Genomic DNA, 22,999 nt, shown 5'->3' on the forward strand with positions numbered 1-22,999 from the left:
CGTGGACCGCCGCAGCCTGCTGGCACTGCTGGCGCTGTCCGAAACCCTGCCAGCCTGGGCTGCGGCGGACTGCGCTGCGGAACCCGGCCTGCCCTATCTGCCGCCCTGCAAGCCCTGGCCTCAGGGCATCGAAGGCCAGCGCAAGGCCGACCAGGGCGATGGCCGCTACCTGAACCCGGTCCTGGCCGGCGACCACCCCGACCCTTCGGTGCTGAAGGACGGCGACGACTATTACCTGACGCACTCCAGCTTCGAGGCCGTGCCGGGCCTCTTGATCTGGCACTCGCGCGACCTCGTCAACTGGCAGCCGGTCGCCAACGCGCTGACCGAGGCCGTCGGCAGTGTCTGGGCGCCTGACCTGTGCAAGCACGGCAAGCGCTACTACCTCTACCTGCCGGTCAAGGCGCAGCCCAACGACATCCTTGTCAGCTGGGCCGACCGCATCGAGGGCCCGTGGTCCAAACCGCAGGCGATGGGCCTGTCCAAGCACATCGACCCCACCCACGTCGCTGATGAAAACGGCCAGCGCTGGCTGTTCCTCAGCGGTGGTGACCGCGTGCGTCTCAGCGCCGACGGGCTGAAGACGGTCGGGGCCATCGAACACATCTACGACCCCTGGCGCTACCCCGACGACTGGGACGTCGAGAGCTTCTCGCCCGAGGGCCCCAAGATGCTGCGCCACGGCGGCTGGTGGCACATGCTGCTGGCCGTGGGCGGCACGGCCGGGCCGCCGACCGGCCACATGGTCATCGCCGCGCGCAGCCGAACGCTCGAAGGCCCCTGGGAGCAGGCACCACACAACCCGTTGATGCGCACCAAGTCGTCCCGCGAGCGCTGGTGGTCGCGCGGCCACGGCAGCCTGGTGCAAGGGCCGCGCGGTGACTGGTGGATGCTGTACCACGGCTACGAGAACAGTTTCCACACGCTGGGCCGGCAGATGCTGCTGGCGCCAGCGCGCTTCAGCGCCGATGGCTGGTTCCACGTCGACGTGGACGATGGCGTGCCTCTTCCGATGCCTGCCGGGGGCAAGGCCTTGCCGCACGGCCTGCCGCTGTCCGACGACTTCGCCGGCAAGACGCTGAAGCCCCACTGGCAGTTCCTCAGTGGCAGCGGCCAGATGCCGCGCGTGCGCGTGGCCGATGGCAAGTTGCATCTGCGCGCCACGCCCGGCAAAGGCCCCGGCGACAGCGCGCCGCTAGGCTTCATCCAGGGCGACCCGGCCTTCGAGGTCGAGTTCGACCTGGACATCGACGAAGGCGTGCAGGCCGGCGTCGTCATGTTCTACAGCTCGCGGCTCTACGCCGGCATGGGCGCCAACGCGAAGAGCTTCCAGCTGCACCGCTACGGCCAGGACATCCGCGCCGTGCCCAAGCCCGTTGGCATTGCACGCCGCATGCAACTCAAGCTGCGCTGCGCCCGCCATGTGCTGACGCTCTTCAGCCGCGCCGATGCCAGCCAGCCGTGGAGCAAGTTCCCGGTGCAGATGGACGTCAGCGGCTACCACCACAACACGGCGGGCGGCTTTGCCAGCCTGCGGCCAGCGATCTACGCTGCCGGCAACGGCGAGGCGCGGTTCTCGAACCTGCGCTATCGCGCCATCGAATAAGCAAGGAGACAAACCATGAAGACCCGACTCACTCTCATCGCAGCACTGCTCATCAGCCCTGCCCTGCACGCGCTGGAACTGAAGTCCGCCGACGTCCACAACAGCGACGACTACCCCACCGTCGCCGCCGTCAGGCAGCTCGGCCAGACGCTGGCCAAGAGCAGCGGCGGCACGCTGACCGTCAAGGTCTTCAACAAGGGCGCCCTGGGCAGCGAGAAGGAGACCATCGACCAGGTCAAGCTCGGGGCTCTCGCGATGACGCGCGTGAACCTGGCGCCGCTGGCCGCCATGTGCCCGAAGACTCTCGTGCCGTCCCTGCCCTTCCTGTTCCGCGACACGGCGCACATGCGCAAGGCCTATGACGGCGCACCGGGCGAAGAGATCCTCAAGGCCTGCGAGCACCAGGGCATGGTGGGCCTGGCGCTGTACGACTCCGGCTCGCGCTCCATCTACGCGCGCAAGCCCGTGCGCACGCTGGCCGACACCAAGGGCCTGAAGATCCGCGTGCAGCAGAGCGACCTGTCCGTGGCCGCGATGACGGCCCTCGGTGCGAACCCCTCGCCGATGCCGCCGGGCGAGGTCTACACCGGCCTGAAGACCGGCCTGATCGACGCGGCCGAGAACAACATCCCCAGCTACGAAGGCTTTCGCCATTTCGAGGCGGCCAAGTTCTACAGCCGCACCGAGCATGCGATGACGCCCGACGCCCTCTTCATCAGCAAGAAGGTCTGGGACAAGCTCAAGCCCGAGCAGCAGGCGCTGCTGCGCGAAGCCGCCAAGGCGTCGGTCGTCGTGCAGCGCCAGCTGTGGGATGCGCAGGAAGCCAAGGCCCTGGCCGCCGTCAAGGCCGCCGGCACCGAGATCGTCGTCGTCGACCGTGAGCCCTTCCGCCAGGCCATGCAGCCGGTGATGGCGAAGTTCGCCAGCACGCCGGACCTGCAAAAGCTGGTCAAGGCTATCCAAGACATCAAATGAGCGGCTACACCAAGCTCTGCGCGGCCCTGTCGCGCTGGTCGCTGCGCCTGGCCGTGCTCGGACTGGTCGTGCTCATCGTCTGCGTGCAATGGCAGGTGATCGGCCGCTACCTGCTCAACGACTCACCGACGTGGACGGAGCCCTTCGCGCTGATGCTGGTGCTCTACATCACGGCGCTGGCCGTGGCGGTGGGCGTGCGCGACGCGGGCCACCTCGGCATGGAGTCCATCGTCGTGCTGCTGCCCAAGGGCGCGCAGCGCGTGGCGGAGGCGGCCATCCATGTCTGCGTGCTGGTCTTCGCCATCCTGATGGCCGTGGCCGGCTGGGAGTGGCTGACGCTGAAGTGGGCCGAGCCCAAGCCCATGCTGGGCGTGTCCGAGGGGCTGGACTATCTGCCGCTGGTCATCTCCGGCGTGCTCATCGTGTTGTTCTGCATCGAACATCTGCTCGCGCTGTGGCGCGGCGTGTCGGTCGAAGAAGCTGGGGTCTGACGTGGAAGGCATGGAACTTTGGGTCATGTGCGGCAGCTTCGTGCTGCTGCTTCTGCTGGGCGTGCCGGTCGCCTTCGCCATCGGGCTGTCGTCCGTCGCCACCGCCCTGGCCGCTGATCTGCCGATGGCCATCGTCTTCCAGAAGATGGTCGGTGGCATGCAGATCTTCTCCTTCCTCGCGATCCCCTTCTTCATCTTCGCGGGCGAGCTGATGCTGCACGGCGGCATCGCCGAGCGCATCGTCAACTTCGCCAACCGGCTGGTGGGCCACGTGCGCGGCGGCTTAGGGATGAGCAATGTGCTGGGCTGCACGCTGTTCGGCGGCGTGGCCGGCTCGCCGCTGGCCGACGTGTCGGCGATGGGCTCGGTGATGATCCCGCTGATGAAGCGCGAGGGCTACGACGCCGACTACGCGGTCAACGTGACGACGCATGCAGCCCTCGTCGGCGCGCTGATGCCCACCTCGCACAACCTCATCATCTACGTGCTGGCCACGGCCGGCATTGCGGCAGTCAGCGTCTTCAACCTGATCCTCGCCTGCCTGATCCCGGCGGTGCTGCTGACCGTGTCCAACCTCGTCGCCGCCTACGCCGTCGCCCGCAAGCGCGGCTACCCGACTCACGGCGCCTTCCCCGGCTGGGTGGCGGTGTTCTCGGCCTTCCTGGCGGCGCTGCCGGGGCTGCTGGTCATCGTCATCATCCTGGGCGGCATCCTGAGCGGCGTGTTCACGGCCACCGAGTCGGCCGCCACCGCCGTCTGCTGGGCGCTGCTGGTCACCGGCGTCGTCTACCGGAGCTTGAGCTGGAAGGGCTTCCTGACCGCCTGCGCCAAGGCCTGCAAGACCACCGGCGTGGTGCTGCTGCTGATCGGCATCTCGTCGGCCTTCGGCTACTTCATGGCGCTGTACGAGGTGCCGCAGAAGACCGGCGAATGGCTGGAGCAGATGAGCGGCAACAACGCCTGGCTGATCTTCCTGTGGGTCAACGTGCTGCTGTTCGTGCTGGGCACCTTCCTGGACATGGCGGCCACCATCCTGATCTGCACGCCCATCTTTTTGCCCATCTGCATGAAGGCCGGCATGGACCCGACGCAGTTCGGCGTCGTCATGCTGCTGAACTGCGCACTCGGCCTGAACACGCCGCCGGTGGGCAGCGTGCAGTTCGTGGGTTGCGCGATCGGCGGTGTGTCGGTCGGCCAGGTCATGCGCTCGATCGCGCCGTTCTATGGTGCCCTGCTGGTCACGCTGCTGGCGGCGACCTACATCCCGATGCTGTCGCTGGCACTGCCGAAATGGGTGGGCGGCTAATACCCCGGGTACCGGGCGAGTACCCGATGCCATTCGGGTTGCTGCCGTGCACGCTGCAGGCCGGCGTTGAGGCGCTGCATCAGGTCCGGCCGGCGCTCGATGGTGCGCCGGCTCACATACACATGCACGGGGCTGACGGCCAGCTCCAGCACCACTTCCACTGCCTCACCGGGCTCGCGCGCAGCGCGGTAAAGCAGCGTGGCGGGGTCGTCGATGACGTAGTCCACGCGCCGCCCGCGCAAGGCCGACAGCGTCAGGTCGTTGGCATGCAGCGGCACCAGCAGGCCGGCCAGCTCGGGGTCGTCCAGCTCGCGGCGCACGGCCAGCGGGAAGGACACGCCGCGGATCATGCCCACCTTGACCGCGCGGCCCTTCAGGTCGGCCAGCCGGCGTGGCGGCTGGGTATCGCCCACCAGCCCCAACAGCGCCACCCGCTCATTGCGATAGGCCTGCGTGAAATCGCCAAACGCCAGCCGCTCCGGCGTGTGCGTGGCCGACGACATCAGGTCCAGCTCGCCCTGCGCGATATCCGGGATCTGCCGCGCCCACGGCCGGCGCGACCACTGCAGCCGCTCGCCGCAGACCTGGGCCATCAGCTCCAGCAGCTCCACGTCCAGCCCCTGCGGCTGACCGGCCGCGTTCCGGAACTGGAAAGGCGGGTAGTCGCTCCAGCCGATGCGCAGCGGTGCCTTCTCGTCGGCCTGCGCCCAGCCAGCCGGCAAAGCCAGTGGAAACAGGCAGGCATCACGGCGGCGCAGTCGCATCGCCTGACTCTGTCACAGCGCCGGCGGCTTGGCAGCCCGTGGCGACCATGACAAGCGCACGCCGCCGCTTGCTCGCCGGGCTGGCCGCTTGGCCGTTGCTGGCCCGCGCCGAGACGCTGGACGACACGCTGGCCGCCCTGCAACGCCGCTGGCGCCCTCGTCTCACCTGGCGGCCTGACCCCGCCTGGCGCACCGAGGCCCTGGCCACGGCGCGCAGGCTCATGCTGCGGCCCGGCGACGACGACAGCACCTTCGCGACCGAAATGCTGGCCGAACTGGACCGCGGCGGCCACGTCGCCCATTCCCTGACGCTGCGCGGCGCCCTCGGCGACCGCGTGCCCGCCCTCTTCTTGCGCCCCAAGGGCCCCGGTCCGCATCCGGCCGTGCTCGTGCTGCACGACCACGGCGCGCGCTTCGACATCGGCAAGGAAAAGCTCATCCGCCCGCTGGCACCCAACCCGTCGGCCGAGGCCTGGGCGCAGCGCTACTTCGGCGGCACGTTTGTCGGCGACACCTTGGTGAATGCCGGCTTCGCGGTGCTGGCCATCGACGCCCTCGCCTGGGGCGAACGCGGCCGGCCCGGCTTTGCCAAGGACGACCAGCAGGCGCTGATGAACCACCTGCTGCAGCTGGGCCACAGCTGGGCCGGCGTCATTGCCAGCGACGACCTGCGCAGCCACCGCTGGCTGCGCGAACAACCCGGGATAGACGCCCGACGCGTGGCGGTGCTGGGCTTCTCGATGGGTGCCTTTCGCGCCTGGCAGCTGGCCGCCGTCTGCGACGAAGTCTCGGCCTGCGTCGCCGCGCATTGGATGTGCACGCGCGAAGGCCTGCTGCGGGCGGGAGAACACACGCTGCAGGGCCAATCAGCCTTCAGCATGGGCCACCCGGGCCTGGCGGCCGAGTTGGACCACCCGGATGTGGCCGCGCTGATCGCGCCCCGGCCCTTGCTGCTGTTCGGCTCGCCGGAGGACAAGCTGTTTCCGTGGGATGCGGCGCAGGCGGCCTGGAGCCGGCTGGCCCGCGCCTGGCCTGGCGGCGACGGATTCGGCACACAGGCCACGCCGAGCGGACACCGTTTCGACCTGGCGCAGCAAGCGGCCGCCGTGGCATGGCTCAAGCGGCAAGGCGGCTGAGCCGAAGCACTTGTTTGGCATAGTCGGCGCCGCCGACACACCATCTCAAACTTCTCAATGCCACCGACCGGCATCCTCCGCACCTGGCACGACGACCGCGGCTTCGGCTTCATCGCACCGACCCACGGCGGCGCCGAGGTCTTCGTGCACATCAGCGCCTTCCAGCGCGACGGCAGTCGGCCCACACAGGGGGAGCAGCTCCGCTACGAACTCGGTCGCGGCAAGAACGGTGAACCGCAGGCAGTCAAGGTGATGCGGCTCGCGGTGGGCCCCACGTCACCCCGCCAGCAGGACAAACCGGCGAAGCGGCGCAGTCGCCTGCCCGTGTCGGCCGGCATCGCCGCGCTGGTCGTGGTGGCCCTGCTCGCCCACACCAAGCTCCGCGCGCCTGTCCCCGCCACTGCGCCGCTGCCGGCTGCTACGCCGCCCGAGGCCGTTGAACCCGCCAGCACCTTCCGATGCGATGGCCGCCGCCATTGCTCGCAGATGACGTCCTGCGCCGAGGCTACCTACTTCCTGAAGAACTGCCCAGGCGCCGAAATGGATGGCAACCATGACGGCGTCCCTTGTGAGCAGCAGTGGTGCACGTCGCCGTTGAGTCGTTAGATGAAGATCCTCGCCATCTCCGGCAGCCTGCGCGCCGCCTCCCTCAACTCGGCGCTGCTGCGCACCTTCCAGCGCCTGGCGCCGGCCGGCGTCGAGATCCAGCTGTGCACTTTCGTCGGCGACCTGCCGCTGTTCAACCCCGACCTGGAAGCCGACCTGCCCATGAGCGTGATGGCGCTGCAGATGCAGGTCGCGGCGGCCGACGCGCTGCTGATCGCCAGCCCCGAGTACGCCCACGGCGTGACCGGCGCCATCAAGAACCTGCTGGACTGGCTGGTCAGCTTCGAGCCCTTCGTGAACAAGCCCGTGGCCGTGATGAACGCCTCGCCGCGCGCCCATCACGCCGACGCGGCGCTGCGCGAAACGCTGCGGACCATGTCGGCCGTCATCGTCGAGCCGGCGTCGCTCAGCATTGCGCTGCTGGGAGCCAAGCTCGACGAGGCGGCGATGGCCGAGACGCCGGCCGTGGTGCAGGCCATCCGCGCCTCGCTCGCCGCGCTGCAGGCCGCTGTTGCCCAGGCGCAGGCGCATGGCCCGGCGACGTTTGCGCTGGCCGGCACGGCCGGCCAACAAGGTTGAGGATGAACCGCCCCGCGAGCGGGCGAGGCCGGGTGAGACGCGATGGTGTTCCGGCCGGCGCCGCGTCACACTGCCGCAAACCGACTGCCAGCGACTCCCCATGAACGAACTCCTCGCCGCCTACCGCTACACCTCCAACAACTGGGCACAGATCGAGGCCAGCCAACAGTGCGGCTGCTGCAACTGCGTCGAGATGTTCAAGCCCGACGAGATCGTCGGCTGGACGGGTCTGACGATGGAGAACATGAACGACAGCGCCGCCGTCGCGCAGCAGACGGCCATGTGCCCGCGCTGCGGCTCCGAGGCCGTGCTGGGCGACGCCTGCGGCTTCGCCATCAACGCCAACTTCCTGGCGCGCATGAACGAGGCCTGGTTCCAGCGCACGCTGATCCGCCGTCCGGCGGCAAAGACGTGATGCCGCAAGCTCCCATGCTGACCGGCCAATGTCTCTGCGGAGCCGTCCGCTACCAGTCAAGCGGCCCGGTCCTGTTCTCCGTCGTCTGCCACTGCCGCGACTGCCAGCGTGCCTCCGGCAGCGGTGGCGTGCCGGTGCTCGGCGTGCCTAAACCCTCCTTCGCCTGCACCGGCCCGGTGAAGCAGTCGCGCGTCACCGGCGGCAGCGGGCAGTCGGCGGTGCGCAACTTCTGTAGCGACTGCGGCAGCCTGCTCTTCGGCACGCCGGAGTCGGCGCCCGAGATGGTCACCCTCTATGCCGGCAGCCTCGACGACCCGACCGCGTTCTCGCCCACGGCCGCCTTGTTCGCCGGCCAGCGCCCGCCGTGGGCCAAGCTGGCAGCACCGCTGACCGAGCACACGGCATTGCCGGAGCATTGACGCGCGTGGAAGAGCCAGCGCCGTCGCTGAATTCGAGGTGGCAGCTTTGGTGAAGCGCCTGGGCATCGCGGCCCTCTCATTGATGGCAATCGCCACAGCGGCCCAAGCGGCCGACAGCCAATGCTTTGGCACCACCAGCAAGGGCCGCATCGAAGCCAGCGTCGCCCTGCCGGCCAGCGGGCCCAACTTCTCGCCCTACAGCCGCTTCGGCGTGTCACTGGGCCGCACGCATGTGCACGCCCAGGTTGCGGGCATCGTCACCGCGGCCTATGCCGAACTGGCGAAGCAGACGCCCGAGGTGCGCTACGTCTACGGCGAGACGGGCTGGCCGTCGGGTGGGAGGTTCAGGCCGCATCGCTCGCACCAGAACGGCCTGTCGGTCGACTTCTTCGTACCGGTGCGCGACGCGAGCGGCAAGTCCGTGCCCCTGCCGACGCCGGTGGGCGAGCGCTTCGGCTACGACATCGAGTTCGACGACAGCGGCCGCTGGGGCGAGTACCGCATCGACTTTGCGGCGATGGCCGAGCACCTCTACCAGTTGCACCGCGTGGCGGCGGGGCGCGGCGTCGGCCTGGCGCTGGTTATCGTCGACAAGCCGTATCTGCCGCTGCTCTTCGCGACGTCGCGCGGCCCCTATCTGAAGCAACACATGAACTTCATGCAGGGCAAGCCCTGGGTGCGGCACGATGAGCACTATCACGTCGATTTCGGCGTGCCTTGCAAGGCCATGCCCTGATCACTCGCCACCACGCCTTCTTCTTTGCGAACGCTTGAGCCTCGATGTCTAACAACCCCAATGCTCCCCTCGCGACTGAACCCGGCGGCCTCTGGATTCAGCGCACCGTGGGCGTCGTTGCGCTGCTCGTGGGGCTCGCCCTTGCAGGGCTGTTCGTCTCCGGCGTTTTCAAGCTGGCGTCCCTGCGCAGCGCCGGCGAGACGTTTGCGCTGATCTTCCTCGCGGTCATCGGTGTGCTCACGGCGTTCTTTGTCACCGTCGGCTGGCGAATGGCGCTGAACCGGCCGAACCGGTACGGCTCCCTGCTGACGCCAGGACTCTGGTTCTTCGTCGCCGTTCTTTTTCTCATCCTCGCCTTGACCATTGCCAGCTTCTTCGTGGCGGAACGACGCTTCAGCGAGCTTGAAACACCGGCCGGCGCCCTGGCGTTTGCCGTGCTCGCAGCGCTGGCTGGACGGCGAACAATGAAGAAACGCAACGTTGCTGGCGACGTGCCGCGAGACTTTTAATGCTCAAAGACTTCTTCACCCAGCGCCTCTACATCCAGCTGTCGCCTGAGCGCGTGCTCGTGCGTGACCCGAAGACGGGCCGAAACGTGCATGAGGTGCCAGAGATCACCATTCAACGACCACCAGGCGGGAAAGCCACCATCCTGGCCGTGGGTGCCGATGCGCGCAGCGCGGCGGCGCTGGCGGGCACGCTTGTCCACAACCCCTTCGCCCATCCGCGTTCGTTGGTGTCCGACTTCACGCTGGCCGAGCAGTTGCTGAAGGCATTCGCCAGACGCGTGGTCCAAGGCCGTTTGCGCTGGGCGCCGAGCCCCGCGATCGTCATCCATCCGCTGGGCGAACATGCCGGCGGGCTGACGCAGGTGGAAATCCGTGCACTTCAGGAACTTGCCCTCGGCCTGGGTGCCTCTGGCGTCCAGATTTGGCAAGGGCCCGCGCTGACGGATGAGCAGTTGCTGTCAGGCGACTTCCCCGACAGCGGGAAATTCCTGTCGCCCTAGGGAGCCAGCGTCTTCGCGCCCGCCAACTCCGGCTTGATCTTCAGCAAGCCCTCCAGCACCTGCTCCGAGAACAGCGCTGCGCCCTTGGGGCCTAGGTGGGTGCGGTCGAAGCGCGGTGGCGCCTCGGCCAGCGTGTCGGCGGCCGCCTGGCCCATGGCGGCAACGGCGGCGTGGCTGACGGCGTTCAGGTCCAACACCTGCACGCCCTGCTCGGCGCCGACCTTGAGGATGGACTCGGCCCAGGGGCGCAGGTCGTTGGGAAGTTCGCCCTCCTTGAAAGTGCGGCGCGTCAGCGGCGTGACGAGCACGACCTCACCGCCAGCGGCTTTCACTTCCTTCACGTAGCCGGCCATGTTGGGGCTGAACTCGGTGGCGAAGTCGGTGGAGCGGCCGGGCTTGCCGGGCTGGTCGTTGTGGCCGAACTGGATCAGCACCAGCGTCTTCTGCTTCGCTGCACCGCCTTCGTTCAACAGCGCCAGCACGGTGTCCCACAGGCCTTCGGCGCGGAAGCTCTTGCTGGAGCGGCCGCCGCGCGCGAGGTTGATGCAGGCGACCTGCTGGACACGCGCACACAGCGCGTTGCCATAGCCGCTGCGCGGCGCCATCGTCGAGTCGCCCACCAGGATGAGGCGCGGGCCGGTGGCGACGTTGGCGGTGGTTTCGCCGGCCTTGGGGGCGGAGGCTGCTGGCGCGGGCGCAGTTTGGGCTGCAACGGTGCCGGCGATCAGCGTCGCGAGAAGGGAAGGCAGCAGGTACTTCATGGCGATGTCAGGGTTTGGCGAGGGATGGCCAGCCGGCCTTGGGGCTCATGTCGTCGAGGTTCCAGGTCTCGGGCTGGAAGGCACGGCGGGTCTGCGCATGGCGCGGGTAGCCCAGCGCGTTCTCCACTTCGGAGTCGATCAATTTGCCCTTGCCCTGTGCCAGGTCGGCCAGCAGCTTCGCGTCCAGCGGGTCGCGCGCCCACGGCCGGGCGCCGACCAGCGGCGGCAGCTCCTGCGCGAGCGCGGCGGCGGGGCGCAGCGCCGGCAGGTTGGGCGGCAACGTCGGCTGCGACACGGCGATGACCTTGCCCGTCGTCTGCGCGTTGCTGCCCATCAACCCGACCGGCTTGCCCTGCGCGTCCTGCGCGATGTTGTCGGCCAGGAAGAGCTCCAGGTCGCCCTGACCCAGCATCATGAAGAAGGGCGTGCCCGCCACCGTGCTCGGGCCGTGGCGCAGCGCGTTGCCGACCAGCGTGAGCTTGCCGATCTGCCAGGGCTGGCCCGTCCACTCGTTGGCGAGCAGGTTGTAGTGCACCGCGCGGTCGCCGGGGTTGAAGATGTAGTTGTTGACCATCGCCCCCTGCGCGCCGCCCTTGAAGAGCGCGTTGCGCTGGCGGTTGGAGGCATAGACGTTGCCGTAGATCAGCACGCCGCTGGTGTTGTCGTGGATCAGCGAGCCCTTGCTGTGCTCGCCCTTCTCGTGCACCGAGTTGCCCAGCCCCTCGTAGATGAGGTTGTGGCTGTAGGTCATGCGGTGAGACGTGGCCTGGCGCCAGTCCTCGGGCGTCTTGCCCTCGAAGCGCGGGCCGCTGGCCGACAGGTTCTCGTCGGTGGCCCAGGAGAAGCTGCAGTGGTCGACGATGACGTCGTGCGCGCCGCCGATGCCGGAGATGCCGTCCTGGTCGCCGCCGCCCTTCTTGGGCCGGCCAAACTCGCCGGGGCGGAAGCTCAGGTGCTGGATGACGACGTCATGCGTGGAGATGGTCGTCTCGGCCTTGAGGATGTGGATGCCCGGGTCGGGCGCCGTCTGGCCGGCCAGCGTCAGGAAGGGCTGGGTGATCTTGAGCGGCTGGCCGCCCATGTCGATGACGCCACCGACCTCGAAGACGACGATGCGCGGGCCGGTCGCCTCGATGGCTTCCTTGAGGCTGCCGGGGCCGGCGGCCGCCAGCGTCGTAACCTTGATGATGCGGCCGCCGCGGCCGCCCTGGGTCTGGGTCCAGCCACCGGTGGCAATGCCGGCGGAAGCCGACGGCGCCGGGTCGGCGGCACGGGCGTTGAAGCCCGCCAGCGCGCTGGCCAGGGCCAGCGTGGACAGGGCAAGGGTCTTGAGGGTCATGGTGTGTACTGCGTCAAACGAAAAGGGCGCGCAAGGGCCGGTTGACCTGTTGCGCGCCGTCATGGGTTGTTGGCTTAGAAGGTGTACTCGCCGCTGAAGCGGTAGGTGCGGCCGAGCACGTCAGCACCGCTGGTGAGGTACCCACCGCCATAGGTCGTGTTGGCCGTCAGCGGCGGGTTCACGTTGGTGAGGTTGTTGATGCCCACCATCAGCTTGATGTCACCGAGGGTGTAGGCCACGCTCAGGTTGTACTGCTTGTAGGCCTTGACCTCGGTGTAGGTGGAGCCGGCGCGCGGGGTCAGGTCGGTCAGGCCGCTGCTGTAGCGCTGCGACAGCTGGGTCGACAGCTTGCCCATACGCCAGTTCACCGACGCCGTGTGCTTCCAGCGGTAGACGATCTGCTGCATGGTGGCCAGGCCGGCGTTGGGGCCGGTGAACTTGCCGTCACCGGTCAGGATACCGATGTTGTCCAGCATGTCGCCGCCCTTCTCCACCGAGAAGGCGTACTTGTCGTAGTAGGTGCCGTCCAGCTTGAAGTTGAAGATGCCGAAGTCGGTGGTGCGCAGCTGATAGGTGGCGGCGACGTCGAGGCCGCGCATGTCCATGTCGCCGCGGTTGGCCTGGCTGGTCAGGATGTGGTCGATGGTGCCATCGGCCTTGCGCAGGATGTTGATGCCGTACTTGACCGGCTGCTGCTGCACTTCGGCCAGCGTCAGCGCACCCAGCACGTCCTTGAGCTTGACGCTCCAGTAGTCCACCGTCACCAGCAGGCCGCGCACCGGCTCGAAGGCGCCACCCACGGCCCAGCCCTTGGACTTCTCGGGCTTCAGGAAGCTGTTGTCGGGCGACTTCGTCCAGTAGTCGCCGGTGAAGGCGCAGACCAGATTGGCCTTGGAGGCCCAGGCCGCAACAGGTGTGCCGGTGCCGGAGATGGTCGGCGTGGGGCTCGGGCACAGCACCGGGTCGTCCATCGCGACCTGGCGCACTTCCGGCGTCGGGTTCTGGATGTCCATGATGGACGGCGCACGGAAGCCCGTGTTGGCCGACGCGCGCAGCATCACCTCTGCCGTGGGCTGGAAGCGCACCGACAGCTTGGGGTTGACCGTCGTGGTCTTGAGGTCGCTGTAGGTGTCGGAGCGCACGGCGCCGTTGATGCTCCAGACCTTGGTCAGCGGCGCGTCCAGCTCGATGACGGCGGACTTGATGTCGCGATGCAGGCCGGCGGCGACGCCAGTCGGGTTCTCGCCGACGATGTCGTCCTTGTTGACGACACCAGCGCTGCTGATGTTGTAGCTGCCGTTGGGCAGCTTGGCGACGTAGTCCAGCGGCGCTGCGCTCACCCGGGCTTGGTCGCGGCGCAGTTCGCCGGAGATGGCCACGGTCAGCGGGCCGCCGCCCAGGTCCATCAGCTCGCGGGTCAGCGTCGCGTCGACGGCCTTGTTGAAGGCCTCGTTCTTGCGGTAGACGTAGTCGGGCAGCTCGATGCTCTTCAGGTATTCGAGGCCGGCGGCGTCCTGCTTGCCGAAGGGGTTCAGGATGCCGTTGGTGAAGCCCTCCTGTGCCTTGCTGTAGAGGATGTAGCCGCCGCCGGTGGCGGTGTTGCGCGTGGAGTGGCCGTAGTTCAGGCCGACGCGGTAGTCCCAGTTGAAGACCGTGCCTTCGGCGCTCAGCACCAGGCGATCGCTGAGCTGCTGGTCGTTGCGGTAGGCATTGCCCAGTTCGCCCGGGCCCCACTGGAAGTAGGCCAGCCGGTTGTTCATGTTCAGCGGCGTGACCGTGCCGGGGGTCTTGGTGGCGTCAACGAACTGTTGCGTCGGCGTGTTGCTGCCGGTATTGCTGCCAGTCACCAGGGGCAAGGGCGTGATGCCCTTGCCGGGGTAGAACTTGCTGGTGGACGGGATCGTGTAGTAGGTGAACGGCTCGTTGGAGCTGGGCAGTTGCATGCCGCGGTACTTCTGGACCGTGAAGTCGGCATGCACCAGCTCCGCGCTCACGCGGTGGCCCTTGCCCAGGTTCATCGTCGCCTTGCCGTACAGGTTCCTGATCACGCTGCCGTCGGTGACAGCGGTGAAGAAGTTCGGGTCACGGTAGCAGCCGGGCGCGTAGGTCGGCGTCGCCGCGACGCTGTTGGCACCCAGTGTCGGCAGCGAGGACGGCGCCACGCAGCCGGAGGCATAGGCGGGGCTGAAGTTGGCGTTGGCGGTGGGGGTGAAGCCGAAGTTGGCGGCAGGGCTCTGGTTCTTGTTGCTGGGCACCAGCAGCAGGGCCAACTGGTTCAGCGCCGAGCCGTCATAGAGCTCGGGGCGGTCGCCCTGGAACAAGGCTGACTTGGTCTGGTAGTCGAACGCGCCGTAGACGTTCCAGCCGTCGGCGGCCAGGTCGCCGATGCCGCCGATCAAGCCCAGCGCATGGGTCGCGCCGTGGCTGCCGCGCTCGGGCGAGTTCTGCTCGAACTTGATCTTGGCGCCCTTGTAGGTGTTGTAGGTCAGGAAGTTCTGCACGCCACCGATGGCGTCGGAGCCGTAGATGGACGAGGCACCGTCACGCAGCGTCTCGGCGCGCTGCATCGCCATGCGCGGGATCACGTTGACCGAGATGTACTGGTCCTGCAGCGGCTCGTTGGCCATGCGGYGGCCATTCAGCAGCGTCAGCGTGCGCATGGGGCCCAGGCCGCGCAGGTTCAGCACCGGGCCGGCCGCGCCGGAGTTGGTGCCCAGCGACAGCGACTGCGGCATCTCCAGCACCAGGTCCTTCAGCTCGGTGTGGCCGCGCGCGTCCAGCTCCTCCGACTTGATCGTCGAGACCGGCAGCGCCGTCTCGCCGGCCAGGCGCTTGATGGACGAGCCTGTCACCTGGATGCGCTCGATGACCGCCGTCGGCGTGGGCGTCTCGCTCTGCGCCTGGGCGCTGTTGACGAGGGTGAGCACGGCGGCAGCGCAGAGGCTGAGTCGGGCGCGCGAGGGTTGGCGTTGCAGGGTCATCGTTCTTGTCTCCTTGGTAACTTGTTGGCTGGTTCTGTGGGGTCGCGCCGGCCGGGTCTGTGCCCGGCCTCGCACTCGCTTCAATGGGGAATCAGGGTGCGGGCACCCAGCCGCCGGGCGCGCCGGTGGCGATGGTCGATTTCTGGAAGACGTCGGCCCGCGTCGTCAGGCCGGCGGCCGAGGCCAGCGGCTTGGCGAGCTGCAGGTTGGTCGCCACGTTGTTGACCTTGACCGACGCCAGGCCCAGGCGCGCGCTGACGTCCAGCGGCGAACCATTCAGGTCCATGCTGCCGAACTCGCGCCAGCCGGCCGCATCGGTCGCCGCGCCGTCGGCCGTGCCGGACCAGGGCGGCGGGTTGCTGCCGCAGCTGCCCGTACCCACGCCGGTCTTGCTCGTGCCGTTGCCGACGCACCAGCCCACAGGCAGGACGTGCGCGCCCATCTTGGTGTTCACGAAAGCGATGTTGTCGGTGTAGGTCGTGGCCGTGGTGCCGCCGCTGCGAGCCAGGTAGGCCTGCACGCCGGGCTCGGCGGTCAGCGTGCTGTTCAGGAAGACGAAGCCCTTGTCGCCAGCCGTGGCGCGCGACTGCAGCACGTAGCCGGGCGAGCTGCCGCCCGTGTCGACGACGGAGCGGATCTCGCAGTCCTCGAACAGGCTGGCCATGACGCTGCCCCAGATGAAGTCGACATTGCCGGCGATCAGCGACTGGTAGAACCAGTTGTAGCCCTTGAGCTGCAGCGTGTCCTGCTGGCTGAAGAAGGCCATCTGCTTCGCAACCAGCCGCGCCGCTGCGGCGGTGGTGCTGGTGTTGAAGTAGATCGTCTCGGCCTGGTTGTCCCAGCTGGTGCTGCGCTCGTGCGGGTTCTTCAGCGTGAAGTTCTGCAGCTTCAGCAGGTCGGCCGTCTCGATGAGGAAGGCCGCGCGGCCGCCGCCGAGCACGCGGTGGCCCACCGTCTTGCCCGAGGTGCTGAGCGCAGTGCCGGCCGTGGCCGAGCTGGCGCCGCTGCCCGAGTTGAGCGACTCGAAGTTCACGTCGCCCACCACCACGCCGTCGCGGCTCTCGCCGACGATGCTGAGGTTGGACACCTTGCGCAGGATGTTCAGCTCGGGATAGCTGCCGTTGCCCAGCGTGATGACCTTGGCCGTGGCCACGGTGTTGCAGCCGTTGGCGGCCGGGCTGTTGGTCGAGCAGTTCTTCATGACCCAGTTCAGCGCGCCCTGCAGCGTGCGGAAGTGGGCGGCCGAGCCGTTGTCGTCCACGCTGACCTGCGTGAAGCTGCCCGGCGCCGCGCGGGTCGTGAACTTCCAGTTGTCGGCCTTGGCTATGCCGGCGAAGTTCGCGCCCTTGATGGTGCCGGCCAGCACGGCGGCGTCCACGGTCACGTAGTAGGTGGTGCCGAAGTCCAGCTTGTTGCTGTGCAGCTTGACCGAGGCCGTGCTGCCCTTGACCGAGACCGGCCTGTACCAGACGTAGCGCGCGAAGGTGGCGCCGTCGGGCATGGCCCCCAGGCCCAGCGCGTCGATCTCGAGGTTGCTGCGTGCGAGCACCGTCTGCGTGTCGCTGGCGGACGGCGCGTTGCTGACGTCGATGCTGTCGACGAGCACGTCGTCGCTGGCGCGCCAGACGCTGATCTTGCCGGCCGTGCCTATGGCGGGTGGCGCGTCGAAGGACAGCGACAGGCGCGTGTCGGTGTGTACGCCGCTCTCGTTGGCGGCCGGCACCTTGGTGCCTGCCACGTCGTAGACATTGCCGCTGCCACTGATCTGCGTCGTCAGCTTGCCGGCGCCGGCCTGGGCCAGCGCGTTGGCCTTGACGAGGGCCACCGGCCGCGGCTTGAAGACATAGCCCGGCGTGAAGGCCGTGCCCGCCGCCACGGTGCAGGCGCCCAGCGGCGCGCCGTTGACGGTGGAGCCGCTGTCCTGGAAGACGCCGGTGTGGTCGGAGCTGGCGTAGACGACGACGCTGTCACAGCCCGCCGCGCCGTCAATGGCGAAGACATTGGCCTGCGACACGATGTTGCCCGCCTTGCCCACGCCGATGCTGTACGAGTGCGCGTAGGGGCTGGCCGTCTTGCTGCCGACGAAGTAGTTGTTGAAGACGTGGACCTGGCCGAAGCGCACGCGCGGCACGCGCTGGGTCACGCCGTTGAAGACGTTGTTGGCAATGGTGATGCGCAGCTTGCCGGCATCGCTGGTCAGGCTGTCGGAGCCGCCGATCAGCATGCTCTTGTCATGCGCGGTGACGACGTTGTAGGAGACCGTGATGAGGTCCGCGCCCTTGGTGATGTCGATGGCGCCGTCGTGGCACTGCTTGGTCTTGCCGTTCTCGACGGGCAGCGTGTCGTCGGTGAAGGGTGCGTCGGTGATGGTGTTGCGGTCGATCCAGACCTGCGTCGCCGTGACGATGCCGATGGCGTCGTAGGCGGAGTTCCAGTTGCCAAGCGCGCCGTCGGTCGGGTCCCAGACGGGGCCGACATCGCAGGGCGCGACGAGGTGCAGGTTGCGCACGATGACCTGGCTGACGCTGGTGATGTCCAGCCAGGCGTTGACGAAGCCGGCGCCGGGGCCCTCGCCGATCAGCGTGGTGTTGCTGGGCAGGCGCACACGGGCGCGCACTTTCTGGTCGGCGGTCGTAGCGAAGGGCGTGCCCTCGGTCATGTCGATGGTGCCGGCCACCTTGATGATCTTGGCCGCATTGCCGCCGTTGGCCAGCGCGTTCAGCAGCTCGGCGCGGTTGTGCACGGTGTAGATGTGCTCGGGAGTGGCGGCGCTGCCGCCGACAGTGCCGGCGCCCCAGCCGTCGGCCGGGGCCGTCTGCTGCGCGACGTCAACGGCAAAGGCTGGCAGGCTCAGCGCCAGCAACGCAGCGATGGCGCTCAGGCCTTGGGCGGCCTTCATGCGGCGACTCTCTTCGTGCGGCGCAGGGCCAGCAGGCCGAGGCCGGCGCCCATCAGCACAAGGCTGGCCGGCTCGGGCACGGCGGTGACGTTCAGCTGGGTCGTGAAGCTGGCGTAGTCGTTGCCGGTGAACGTCAGGTTCGTCAGAGTGAGGCTGACGGTGTGCGGGTTGACGACCTCCAGGCTGACGCCGCTCCCGTTGACGCTGCTCAGGTCCAGCGGCACAAAGCTGGCAATGGGCTGGCTCAGGCCGGCAAAGCTGAAGGTGAACGTGTAGGCGCCGGCGAGCGGCGCACCGCTGTTGTTCCAGACCTGCACGCGGCCATCGGTGAAGAAGTCGATGCCGACATTGGCGTCGCCGGTGAGGAACTCCAGGTCGGTTGCCGCCAACGCCGTGACGTTGCTTCCGGCCTCATCCTCGAAGAGATGGTCCAAGCCCAGCAGCGTCGTGCTGGCGCCGCTGACCTGTCCGGTGATGATGGTGCCGGCCGGCAGGCCGCCGGCGCCCCAGGCAGCGGCACTGCCCAGGCATGCGGCGGCGATGACCGCCAGGGTCCGAGATGTCTTCATGCTGTCTCCGTTGGCTGAGGCCTGGCCTGCCGCGATGGGCGGCAGCCGGCACTTCTTGGGGGCGGAGACCTGCAGGGTTCCGCAAGCGAAAAAGGGCACAGACGTAGGTCTGCGCCCTTTGCTTTCTTCTGGGCGCTGACCCGCCTTAGAACTTGTAGCGGCCGCCGACGATGAACTCGCGGCCGGTGTAGTTGTTCACCACCACGTTGTTCATGGCGCGCGAGATGAACTGGTCGTTCGCCTGGTTGGTCAGGTTGGCGGCTTCGAACGTGACTTCAATCTGCTTGTTGATCTTGTAGCTCATCGACAGGTCGACGTTGAAGGTCTTGTTCTTGCCCGCCACGTCCTGGTTGTTGCCGGCCGGGATGGTGGTCAGGAAGGCCGAGCGAGCCGAGCTGGACACGCGGCCGCTGAAGGTGCCGTCGTCGTAGTAGACCGACAGGTTCCAGGAGCGCGGCGACAGGTTGACCAGGTCTTCACGCACGGTGGGTGCACCGATGGCCGCCGACAGCACGTAGTCCATCTTGGACTTGACCTGCGTGAAGTTGGCCAGCATGCCGAAGTTCTTGCCCCAGCCCGGCAGGAAGGTGAAGGGCTGCTGCACATTGACTTCGAAGCCCTGCAGCTTGCCGCCCGGCGTGTTGACCGGCGCGCTGACCGCAAAGATTTCGTCGCCGGTGAAGTTGGTCGGCAACGACGACATCGGCAACCCCGTCTGGTTGTACGGGATGTTGCGAACCTGCGTCAGCACATAGCTCTTGATGTTCTTCTGGAAAACGCCCAGGCCGATGAAGGCGTTCTTGGAGTGGTACCACTCGGCGCTGGCGTCCAGCGTGGTGGCGCGGAAGGGGTCAAGCGCCGGGTTGCCGCCGGTGTAGCTCAGCGTGCCGGTGGAGCTCAGCGTGCCGCCGGGGTTCAGGTTCTGCAGCGGCGGGCGCGACATGACCTTGGCCGCCGCAGCGCGAACGATGAAGTCCTTGCTGAGATTGGTCGCCAGGTTGATGGAAGGCAGCCAGTCGCTGTACTGACGCGATGCAGTGACGAGGCTGCCGCCCCCGGTGGCCAGGTAGCCGCTGGCGACGATGGCCGTCTTCACATAGCGCGTGCCGAGGTTGCCGCGCACCGGCAGGCCGCCCAGCTTGGTCTCGAAGTCGGCCATCAGCCAGGTGCCGCTGTCGGTTTCGGTGATGGCGCGGTTGCCGCCACGGCCGGCGCCGTTGGTGATGGAGGTCAGGCGGAAGTCGCCCGGGCCGCCGGCAGGGCCGGTCTTCAGGCAGTTGCAATAGATGTCGTAGGCGCTGGAGATGGCGTCCAGATTGGGGATGACCCAGGACGTCACCGAGCCGGCGGGCAGGTCCTGGCCCTTGCCGAAGCCGCTCAGCGTCGTGACCAGGCTGTTGGGGATGACGCTGGCCGGCAGCGTGTTCATCGTCTCGACGGTGCGACGGAAGTCGTAGCTCGTGAACGTGAATTGCTTGTAGCTGACGCCGCCCTTGATGGTCAGCACGTCAGGGATGGCTTCCCAGGCGACATCGGCGGTGGCCACGTCCTGGCGATTCGTCACGCCGTTCGGGCGGATGCGGATTTCGCTGGGCGTGAAGTTGGTGATGGCGGTCGAGCCGACCGGCACGCCGTAGATCTTGAAACCGCCGCTGGCGTCGCTGGGGTTGAGGGTGCCGTAGCTGATCAGCGGTGCGCGGTCGCTGGCGCCACTGCTTGCGCGGGCGTCGTACACATAGCCGTCAACATTGGGCGCGTCCAGCGTGGTGGTCGTCTGGATGGGGTTGTTGAAGCGCGACTTGGCACGGCCGGCGCGCAGCGTGACCTTGACGGACTCGCCGACTTCCTGCTCGATGGTCAGCGTGGGCTGGCTGAACTCGGTGCTGAGCTTGTCGAAGCGCGACTCGGCGCGGACGTCGACGCCGTTGAACTTGCCGTAGGTCATCTGGCCGGCGGTGTTGTATTCGGCCGCCAGCACGCTGGTCTGCTGCTTGCCGCCGGCTGACAGCGCGCGGCTGAAGGAGATGGCTTCCAGGAAGTCTTCCTGGCGGGTGGCCTTCAGCTTGCTGTACAGCATGTCGAAGGTCATCAGCGTCGTGTCGGACGGACGGACCTGGATGGAGCCGGTCAGGCCCAGGCGTTGCTGGTCATGCGTGAGGCGGCCATAGCGCGGCAGGCGCGGGTGGAAGTTGGTGGCCAGCGACGCCGTGTTGAAGGCCGCCAGGTTCTCCGGCGTGTTGGGCAGGCGGGCCACGCCTTGGGCGGCCGGGCCGCAGGTGGTGGCAGTGGAGCCGGTCGGCAGGGCCGTACCAGCAGGCAGGACGTAGCCCTGCGGCGGGCACCAGCCCGTGGTCGACACGCCGGCAGTGGTCGTGTTCGACGAGGGACCGTTGTCCCAACGCACGGTGCTGAAGCCCTCTTCATAGACCTTGCGCTCCGAGTAGGCACCTGAGAGCAGCACACCGATCTTCTTGTCGGCGAAGGTGTTGGAGATCAGGAACGCCGCCTTGGGCGTGGTCGTGCCGGCGAGCTGGTTGTAGGTGCCCTTGACCGACACGGCGGCCGCGAACTTCTTCAAGTCGAAGGGGCGCGCGGTCTGCAGGTCGATGGTGGCGCCCAGCGAGCCTTCATCCACATCGGCCGAGCTGCTCTTGCGCACGGTCAGCGAGTTGAAGAGGTCGGCCGCGAAGACGTTGAAGTCGAAGGCGCGGGTGCGGTTGGCGCCGCCGGAGCTGTCGGTGCCGCCGGTGGTGGCCAGGGCCTCGATGCCGTTGATGCGGGTGCGGGCGAAGTCGCCGCCCAGGCCGCGCACGGTGATGTTGCGGCCTTCGCCGGCATCGCGGTCAATGACGACGCCCGGGATGCGCTGCAGGGACTCGGCGAGGTTGGTGTCCGGGAACTTGCCCATGTCCTCGGCCTTGATGACATCGACGATGCCCTTGTCCTGGCGCTTGGCGTTGAGCGCGCTTTCCAGAGAGGCGCGAATGCCGGTGACCGTGACGGTCTCGAGTTGAGCGGCGGGCGCTGCAGCCTCTTGGGCCCAGGCAGGCGCAGCAATGAGGGTGACGGCCAGGGCCACCGGACGCAGGGCCAGGCGGTGGGACGGACGGAATGCGGGCATGAAAGTCTCCTGGTGCAAGGCCGCCTGGGCGCATCTGCGCTGGCAGCTCTGGGGGTCTTGGGTAGGGCGGGTTACCGGGGGCGTACGCAGGGCGCCCTTCAATTTCTTAAGCCGGCTTCGCTGCAGTGCGAGCGCCGACGGTGCCTCGACGCCTACAAGCAGGCGCCGCAGCGAGGGAAAAACTTGCCAGACAAGGTCGCGCCGTCGTTTTGCGCGATGTTCATCATGAGGAAAAAGCGGCTCACGTCTGTGTTCTTGGGGGTGGCTTGTGGACGATGATAGGCGGAAGATGGCAAAATCGGAACAGTGGTTCACTAAATAGAAACCATGATTCCGCAACACCTGACGTGTGACCTAAGCTTCGTTCAACCGAAATTTGGAACCGCGTTTCAACTCTAACGATCCAAACACGGCAACGCTCCGAAAGACTCCTTCACATTCCGCTACAAGTTCACGGCGGGGGTGATTCGGTCAGGTCGTGTTCCTTCGACGCAACTGGTGCGTACGCACCTTGGACAAAGACATGGTTCTTCAGAACTTCAATCTGGCCGGCAAGACGGCCATCGTGACCGGCTGCAACACGGGCCTCGGCCAGGGCATGGCGCTGGCGCTGGCGCAAGCCGGTGCCGACGTCGTCGGCGTCAACGTCTCCGAGCCTGACGAGACCAAGGCCGGCGTCGAGGCCCTGGGCCGCCGCTTCCTGGACCTGCGCGCCAACCTGGGCGACATCAGCTGCATCCCCGACCTGGTCGCCCAGGCCAAGGCGCTGAATGGCGAGGTGCACATCCTGGTCAACAACGCCGGCATCATTCGCCGCGAGGACGCCATCAAGTTCTCCGAGGCGGACTGGGACGACGTCATGGACCTGAACCTGAAGTCGGTGTTCTTCCTGTCGCAGGCCGTGGCCAAGGCCTTCATTGCCCAGGGCAAGGGCGGCAAGATCATCAACATCGCGTCGATGCTGAGCTTCCAGGGCGGCGTGCGCGTGCCCTCGTACACGGCCAGCAAGAGCGGCGTCATGGGCATCACGCGCCTGATGGCCAACGAGTGGGCCGCGCACGGTATCAATGTGAACGCCATCGCCCCGGGCTACATGGCCACCAACAACACCGCCGCTCTGCGCGCCGACGAGCAACGCAACAGCGCCATCCTCGAGCGCATCCCGGCCGGCCGCTGGGGCAAGCCCGAAGACCTGGCCGGCCCGGTCGTGTTCCTGGCGTCGACGGCGTCCGACTACGTCAACGGCTACACCATCGCTGTCGACGGCGGCTGGCTGGCGCGCTAAAA

General features: G+C 67.7%; 20 protein-coding genes. 13 read left to right on the top strand and 7 right to left on the bottom strand.

Annotation, left to right across the window (positions count from 1 at the left end; genetic code table 11):
• The first annotated feature begins 1 nt into the window (after nucleotide 1).
• Genes ACXRVZ_RS03765 through ACXRVZ_RS03780 form a run of 4 tightly spaced genes read left to right on the top strand, consistent with a single transcriptional unit; the run spans nucleotide 2 to nucleotide 4,378 of the window.
• Nucleotides 2–1,606: a family 43 glycosylhydrolase gene (locus ACXRVZ_RS03765; RefSeq protein ID WP_457419669.1), complete on the top strand. Its 1,605-nt coding sequence runs from the start codon at nucleotides 2–4 to the stop codon at nucleotides 1,604–1,606.
• Between the two features lie 15 nt (nucleotides 1,607–1,621).
• Nucleotides 1,622–2,581, top strand: coding sequence for a TRAP transporter substrate-binding protein (locus ACXRVZ_RS03770; RefSeq protein ID WP_457419671.1), 960 nt, complete (start codon nucleotides 1,622–1,624; stop codon nucleotides 2,579–2,581).
• Complete coding sequence (locus ACXRVZ_RS03775) at nucleotides 2,578–3,072, top strand: TRAP transporter small permease (RefSeq protein WP_457419673.1); 495 nt, start codon at nucleotides 2,578–2,580, stop codon at nucleotides 3,070–3,072. The genes ACXRVZ_RS03770 and ACXRVZ_RS03775 overlap by 4 nt, the downstream gene beginning before the upstream one ends.
• Before the next feature lie 10 nt (nucleotides 3,073–3,082).
• Nucleotides 3,083–4,378 carry a TRAP transporter large permease gene (locus ACXRVZ_RS03780; RefSeq protein ID WP_457419675.1) on the top strand — a complete coding sequence of 432 codons (1,296 nt, stop codon included), beginning with the start codon at nucleotides 3,083–3,085 and terminating at the stop codon, nucleotides 4,376–4,378.
• Here the strand turns inward: ACXRVZ_RS03780 and ACXRVZ_RS03785 are convergent.
• Entirely contained in the window at nucleotides 4,375–5,142 is a 768-nt protein-coding gene (locus ACXRVZ_RS03785; protein ID WP_457419677.1) for a substrate-binding periplasmic protein, read from the bottom strand. The two genes, ACXRVZ_RS03780 and ACXRVZ_RS03785, sit on opposite strands and share 4 nt — an antisense overlap.
• A gap of 47 nt (nucleotides 5,143–5,189) precedes the next feature.
• Between ACXRVZ_RS03785 and ACXRVZ_RS03790 the strand changes: the two genes are divergently transcribed.
• From ACXRVZ_RS03790 to ACXRVZ_RS03825, 8 genes are all read left to right on the top strand, one after another.
• Nucleotides 5,190–6,278, top strand: a complete 1,089-nt coding sequence (locus ACXRVZ_RS03790) for a dienelactone hydrolase family protein (RefSeq protein ID WP_457419679.1) — start codon at nucleotides 5,190–5,192, stop codon at nucleotides 6,276–6,278.
• A gap of 57 nt (nucleotides 6,279–6,335) precedes the next feature.
• Nucleotides 6,336–6,884, top strand: coding sequence for a cold shock domain-containing protein (locus tag ACXRVZ_RS03795; protein ID WP_457419681.1), 549 nt, complete (start codon nucleotides 6,336–6,338; stop codon nucleotides 6,882–6,884).
• Nucleotides 6,885–7,463 (top strand): NADPH-dependent FMN reductase, encoded by a 579-nt coding sequence (locus ACXRVZ_RS03800; RefSeq protein WP_457419683.1) that lies wholly within the window; start codon nucleotides 6,885–6,887, stop codon nucleotides 7,461–7,463.
• A 100-nt stretch (nucleotides 7,464–7,563) separates the two neighbouring features.
• On the top strand, nucleotides 7,564–7,878 hold the full coding sequence (locus tag ACXRVZ_RS03805; RefSeq protein ID WP_457419685.1) for a hypothetical protein: 315 nt from the start codon (nucleotides 7,564–7,566) through the stop codon (nucleotides 7,876–7,878).
• Nucleotides 7,878–8,297, top strand: coding sequence for a GFA family protein (locus tag ACXRVZ_RS03810; RefSeq protein ID WP_457419687.1), 420 nt, complete (start codon nucleotides 7,878–7,880; stop codon nucleotides 8,295–8,297). The genes ACXRVZ_RS03805 and ACXRVZ_RS03810 overlap by 1 nt, the downstream gene beginning before the upstream one ends.
• Before the next feature lie 82 nt (nucleotides 8,298–8,379).
• Nucleotides 8,380–9,033, top strand: coding sequence for a penicillin-insensitive murein endopeptidase (locus ACXRVZ_RS03815; protein WP_457419689.1), 654 nt, complete (start codon nucleotides 8,380–8,382; stop codon nucleotides 9,031–9,033).
• A gap of 44 nt (nucleotides 9,034–9,077) precedes the next feature.
• Nucleotides 9,078–9,542: a hypothetical protein gene (locus tag ACXRVZ_RS03820; RefSeq protein WP_457419691.1), complete on the top strand. Its 465-nt coding sequence runs from the start codon at nucleotides 9,078–9,080 to the stop codon at nucleotides 9,540–9,542.
• Nucleotides 9,542–10,042 (top strand): rod shape-determining protein, encoded by a 501-nt coding sequence (locus tag ACXRVZ_RS03825; protein ID WP_457419693.1) that lies wholly within the window; start codon nucleotides 9,542–9,544, stop codon nucleotides 10,040–10,042. The genes ACXRVZ_RS03820 and ACXRVZ_RS03825 overlap by 1 nt, the downstream gene beginning before the upstream one ends.
• On the opposite strand, the gene ACXRVZ_RS03830 is transcribed toward ACXRVZ_RS03825, so the two are convergent.
• From ACXRVZ_RS03830 to ACXRVZ_RS03855, 6 genes are all read right to left on the bottom strand, one after another.
• Complete coding sequence (locus ACXRVZ_RS03830) at nucleotides 10,039–10,803, bottom strand: rhamnogalacturonan acetylesterase (RefSeq protein WP_457419695.1); 765 nt, start codon at nucleotides 10,801–10,803, stop codon at nucleotides 10,039–10,041. The genes ACXRVZ_RS03825 and ACXRVZ_RS03830 overlap by 4 nt on opposite strands.
• Before the next feature lie 7 nt (nucleotides 10,804–10,810).
• Nucleotides 10,811–12,142, bottom strand: coding sequence for a pectate lyase family protein (locus ACXRVZ_RS03835; protein ID WP_457419697.1), 1,332 nt, complete (start codon nucleotides 12,140–12,142; stop codon nucleotides 10,811–10,813).
• A 74-nt stretch (nucleotides 12,143–12,216) separates the two neighbouring features.
• Nucleotides 12,217–15,123 carry a TonB-dependent receptor domain-containing protein gene (locus tag ACXRVZ_RS03840; RefSeq protein ID WP_458232191.1) on the bottom strand — a complete coding sequence of 969 codons (2,907 nt, stop codon included), beginning with the start codon at nucleotides 15,121–15,123 and terminating at the stop codon, nucleotides 12,217–12,219.
• Between the two features lie 91 nt (nucleotides 15,124–15,214).
• A complete protein-coding gene (locus ACXRVZ_RS03845; protein WP_457419701.1) occupies nucleotides 15,215–18,022 on the bottom strand; it encodes a pectinesterase family protein in 2,808 nt (935 codons plus the stop codon).
• Nucleotides 18,019–18,591, bottom strand: coding sequence for a PEP-CTERM sorting domain-containing protein (locus ACXRVZ_RS03850; RefSeq protein ID WP_457419703.1), 573 nt, complete (start codon nucleotides 18,589–18,591; stop codon nucleotides 18,019–18,021). The genes ACXRVZ_RS03845 and ACXRVZ_RS03850 overlap by 4 nt, the downstream gene beginning before the upstream one ends.
• Before the next feature lie 145 nt (nucleotides 18,592–18,736).
• A complete protein-coding gene (locus ACXRVZ_RS03855) occupies nucleotides 18,737–21,712 on the bottom strand; it encodes a TonB-dependent receptor (protein WP_457419705.1) in 2,976 nt (991 codons plus the stop codon).
• Nucleotides 21,713–22,235: 523 nt separating this feature from the next.
• Between ACXRVZ_RS03855 and kduD the strand changes: the two genes are divergently transcribed.
• Nucleotides 22,236–22,997, top strand: coding sequence for a 2-dehydro-3-deoxy-D-gluconate 5-dehydrogenase KduD (gene kduD / locus ACXRVZ_RS03860; RefSeq protein ID WP_457419707.1), 762 nt, complete (start codon nucleotides 22,236–22,238; stop codon nucleotides 22,995–22,997).
• Nucleotides 22,998–22,999 lie beyond the last annotated feature (2 nt).

This window comes from Roseateles sp. P5_E8 (genome assembly GCF_054177665.1).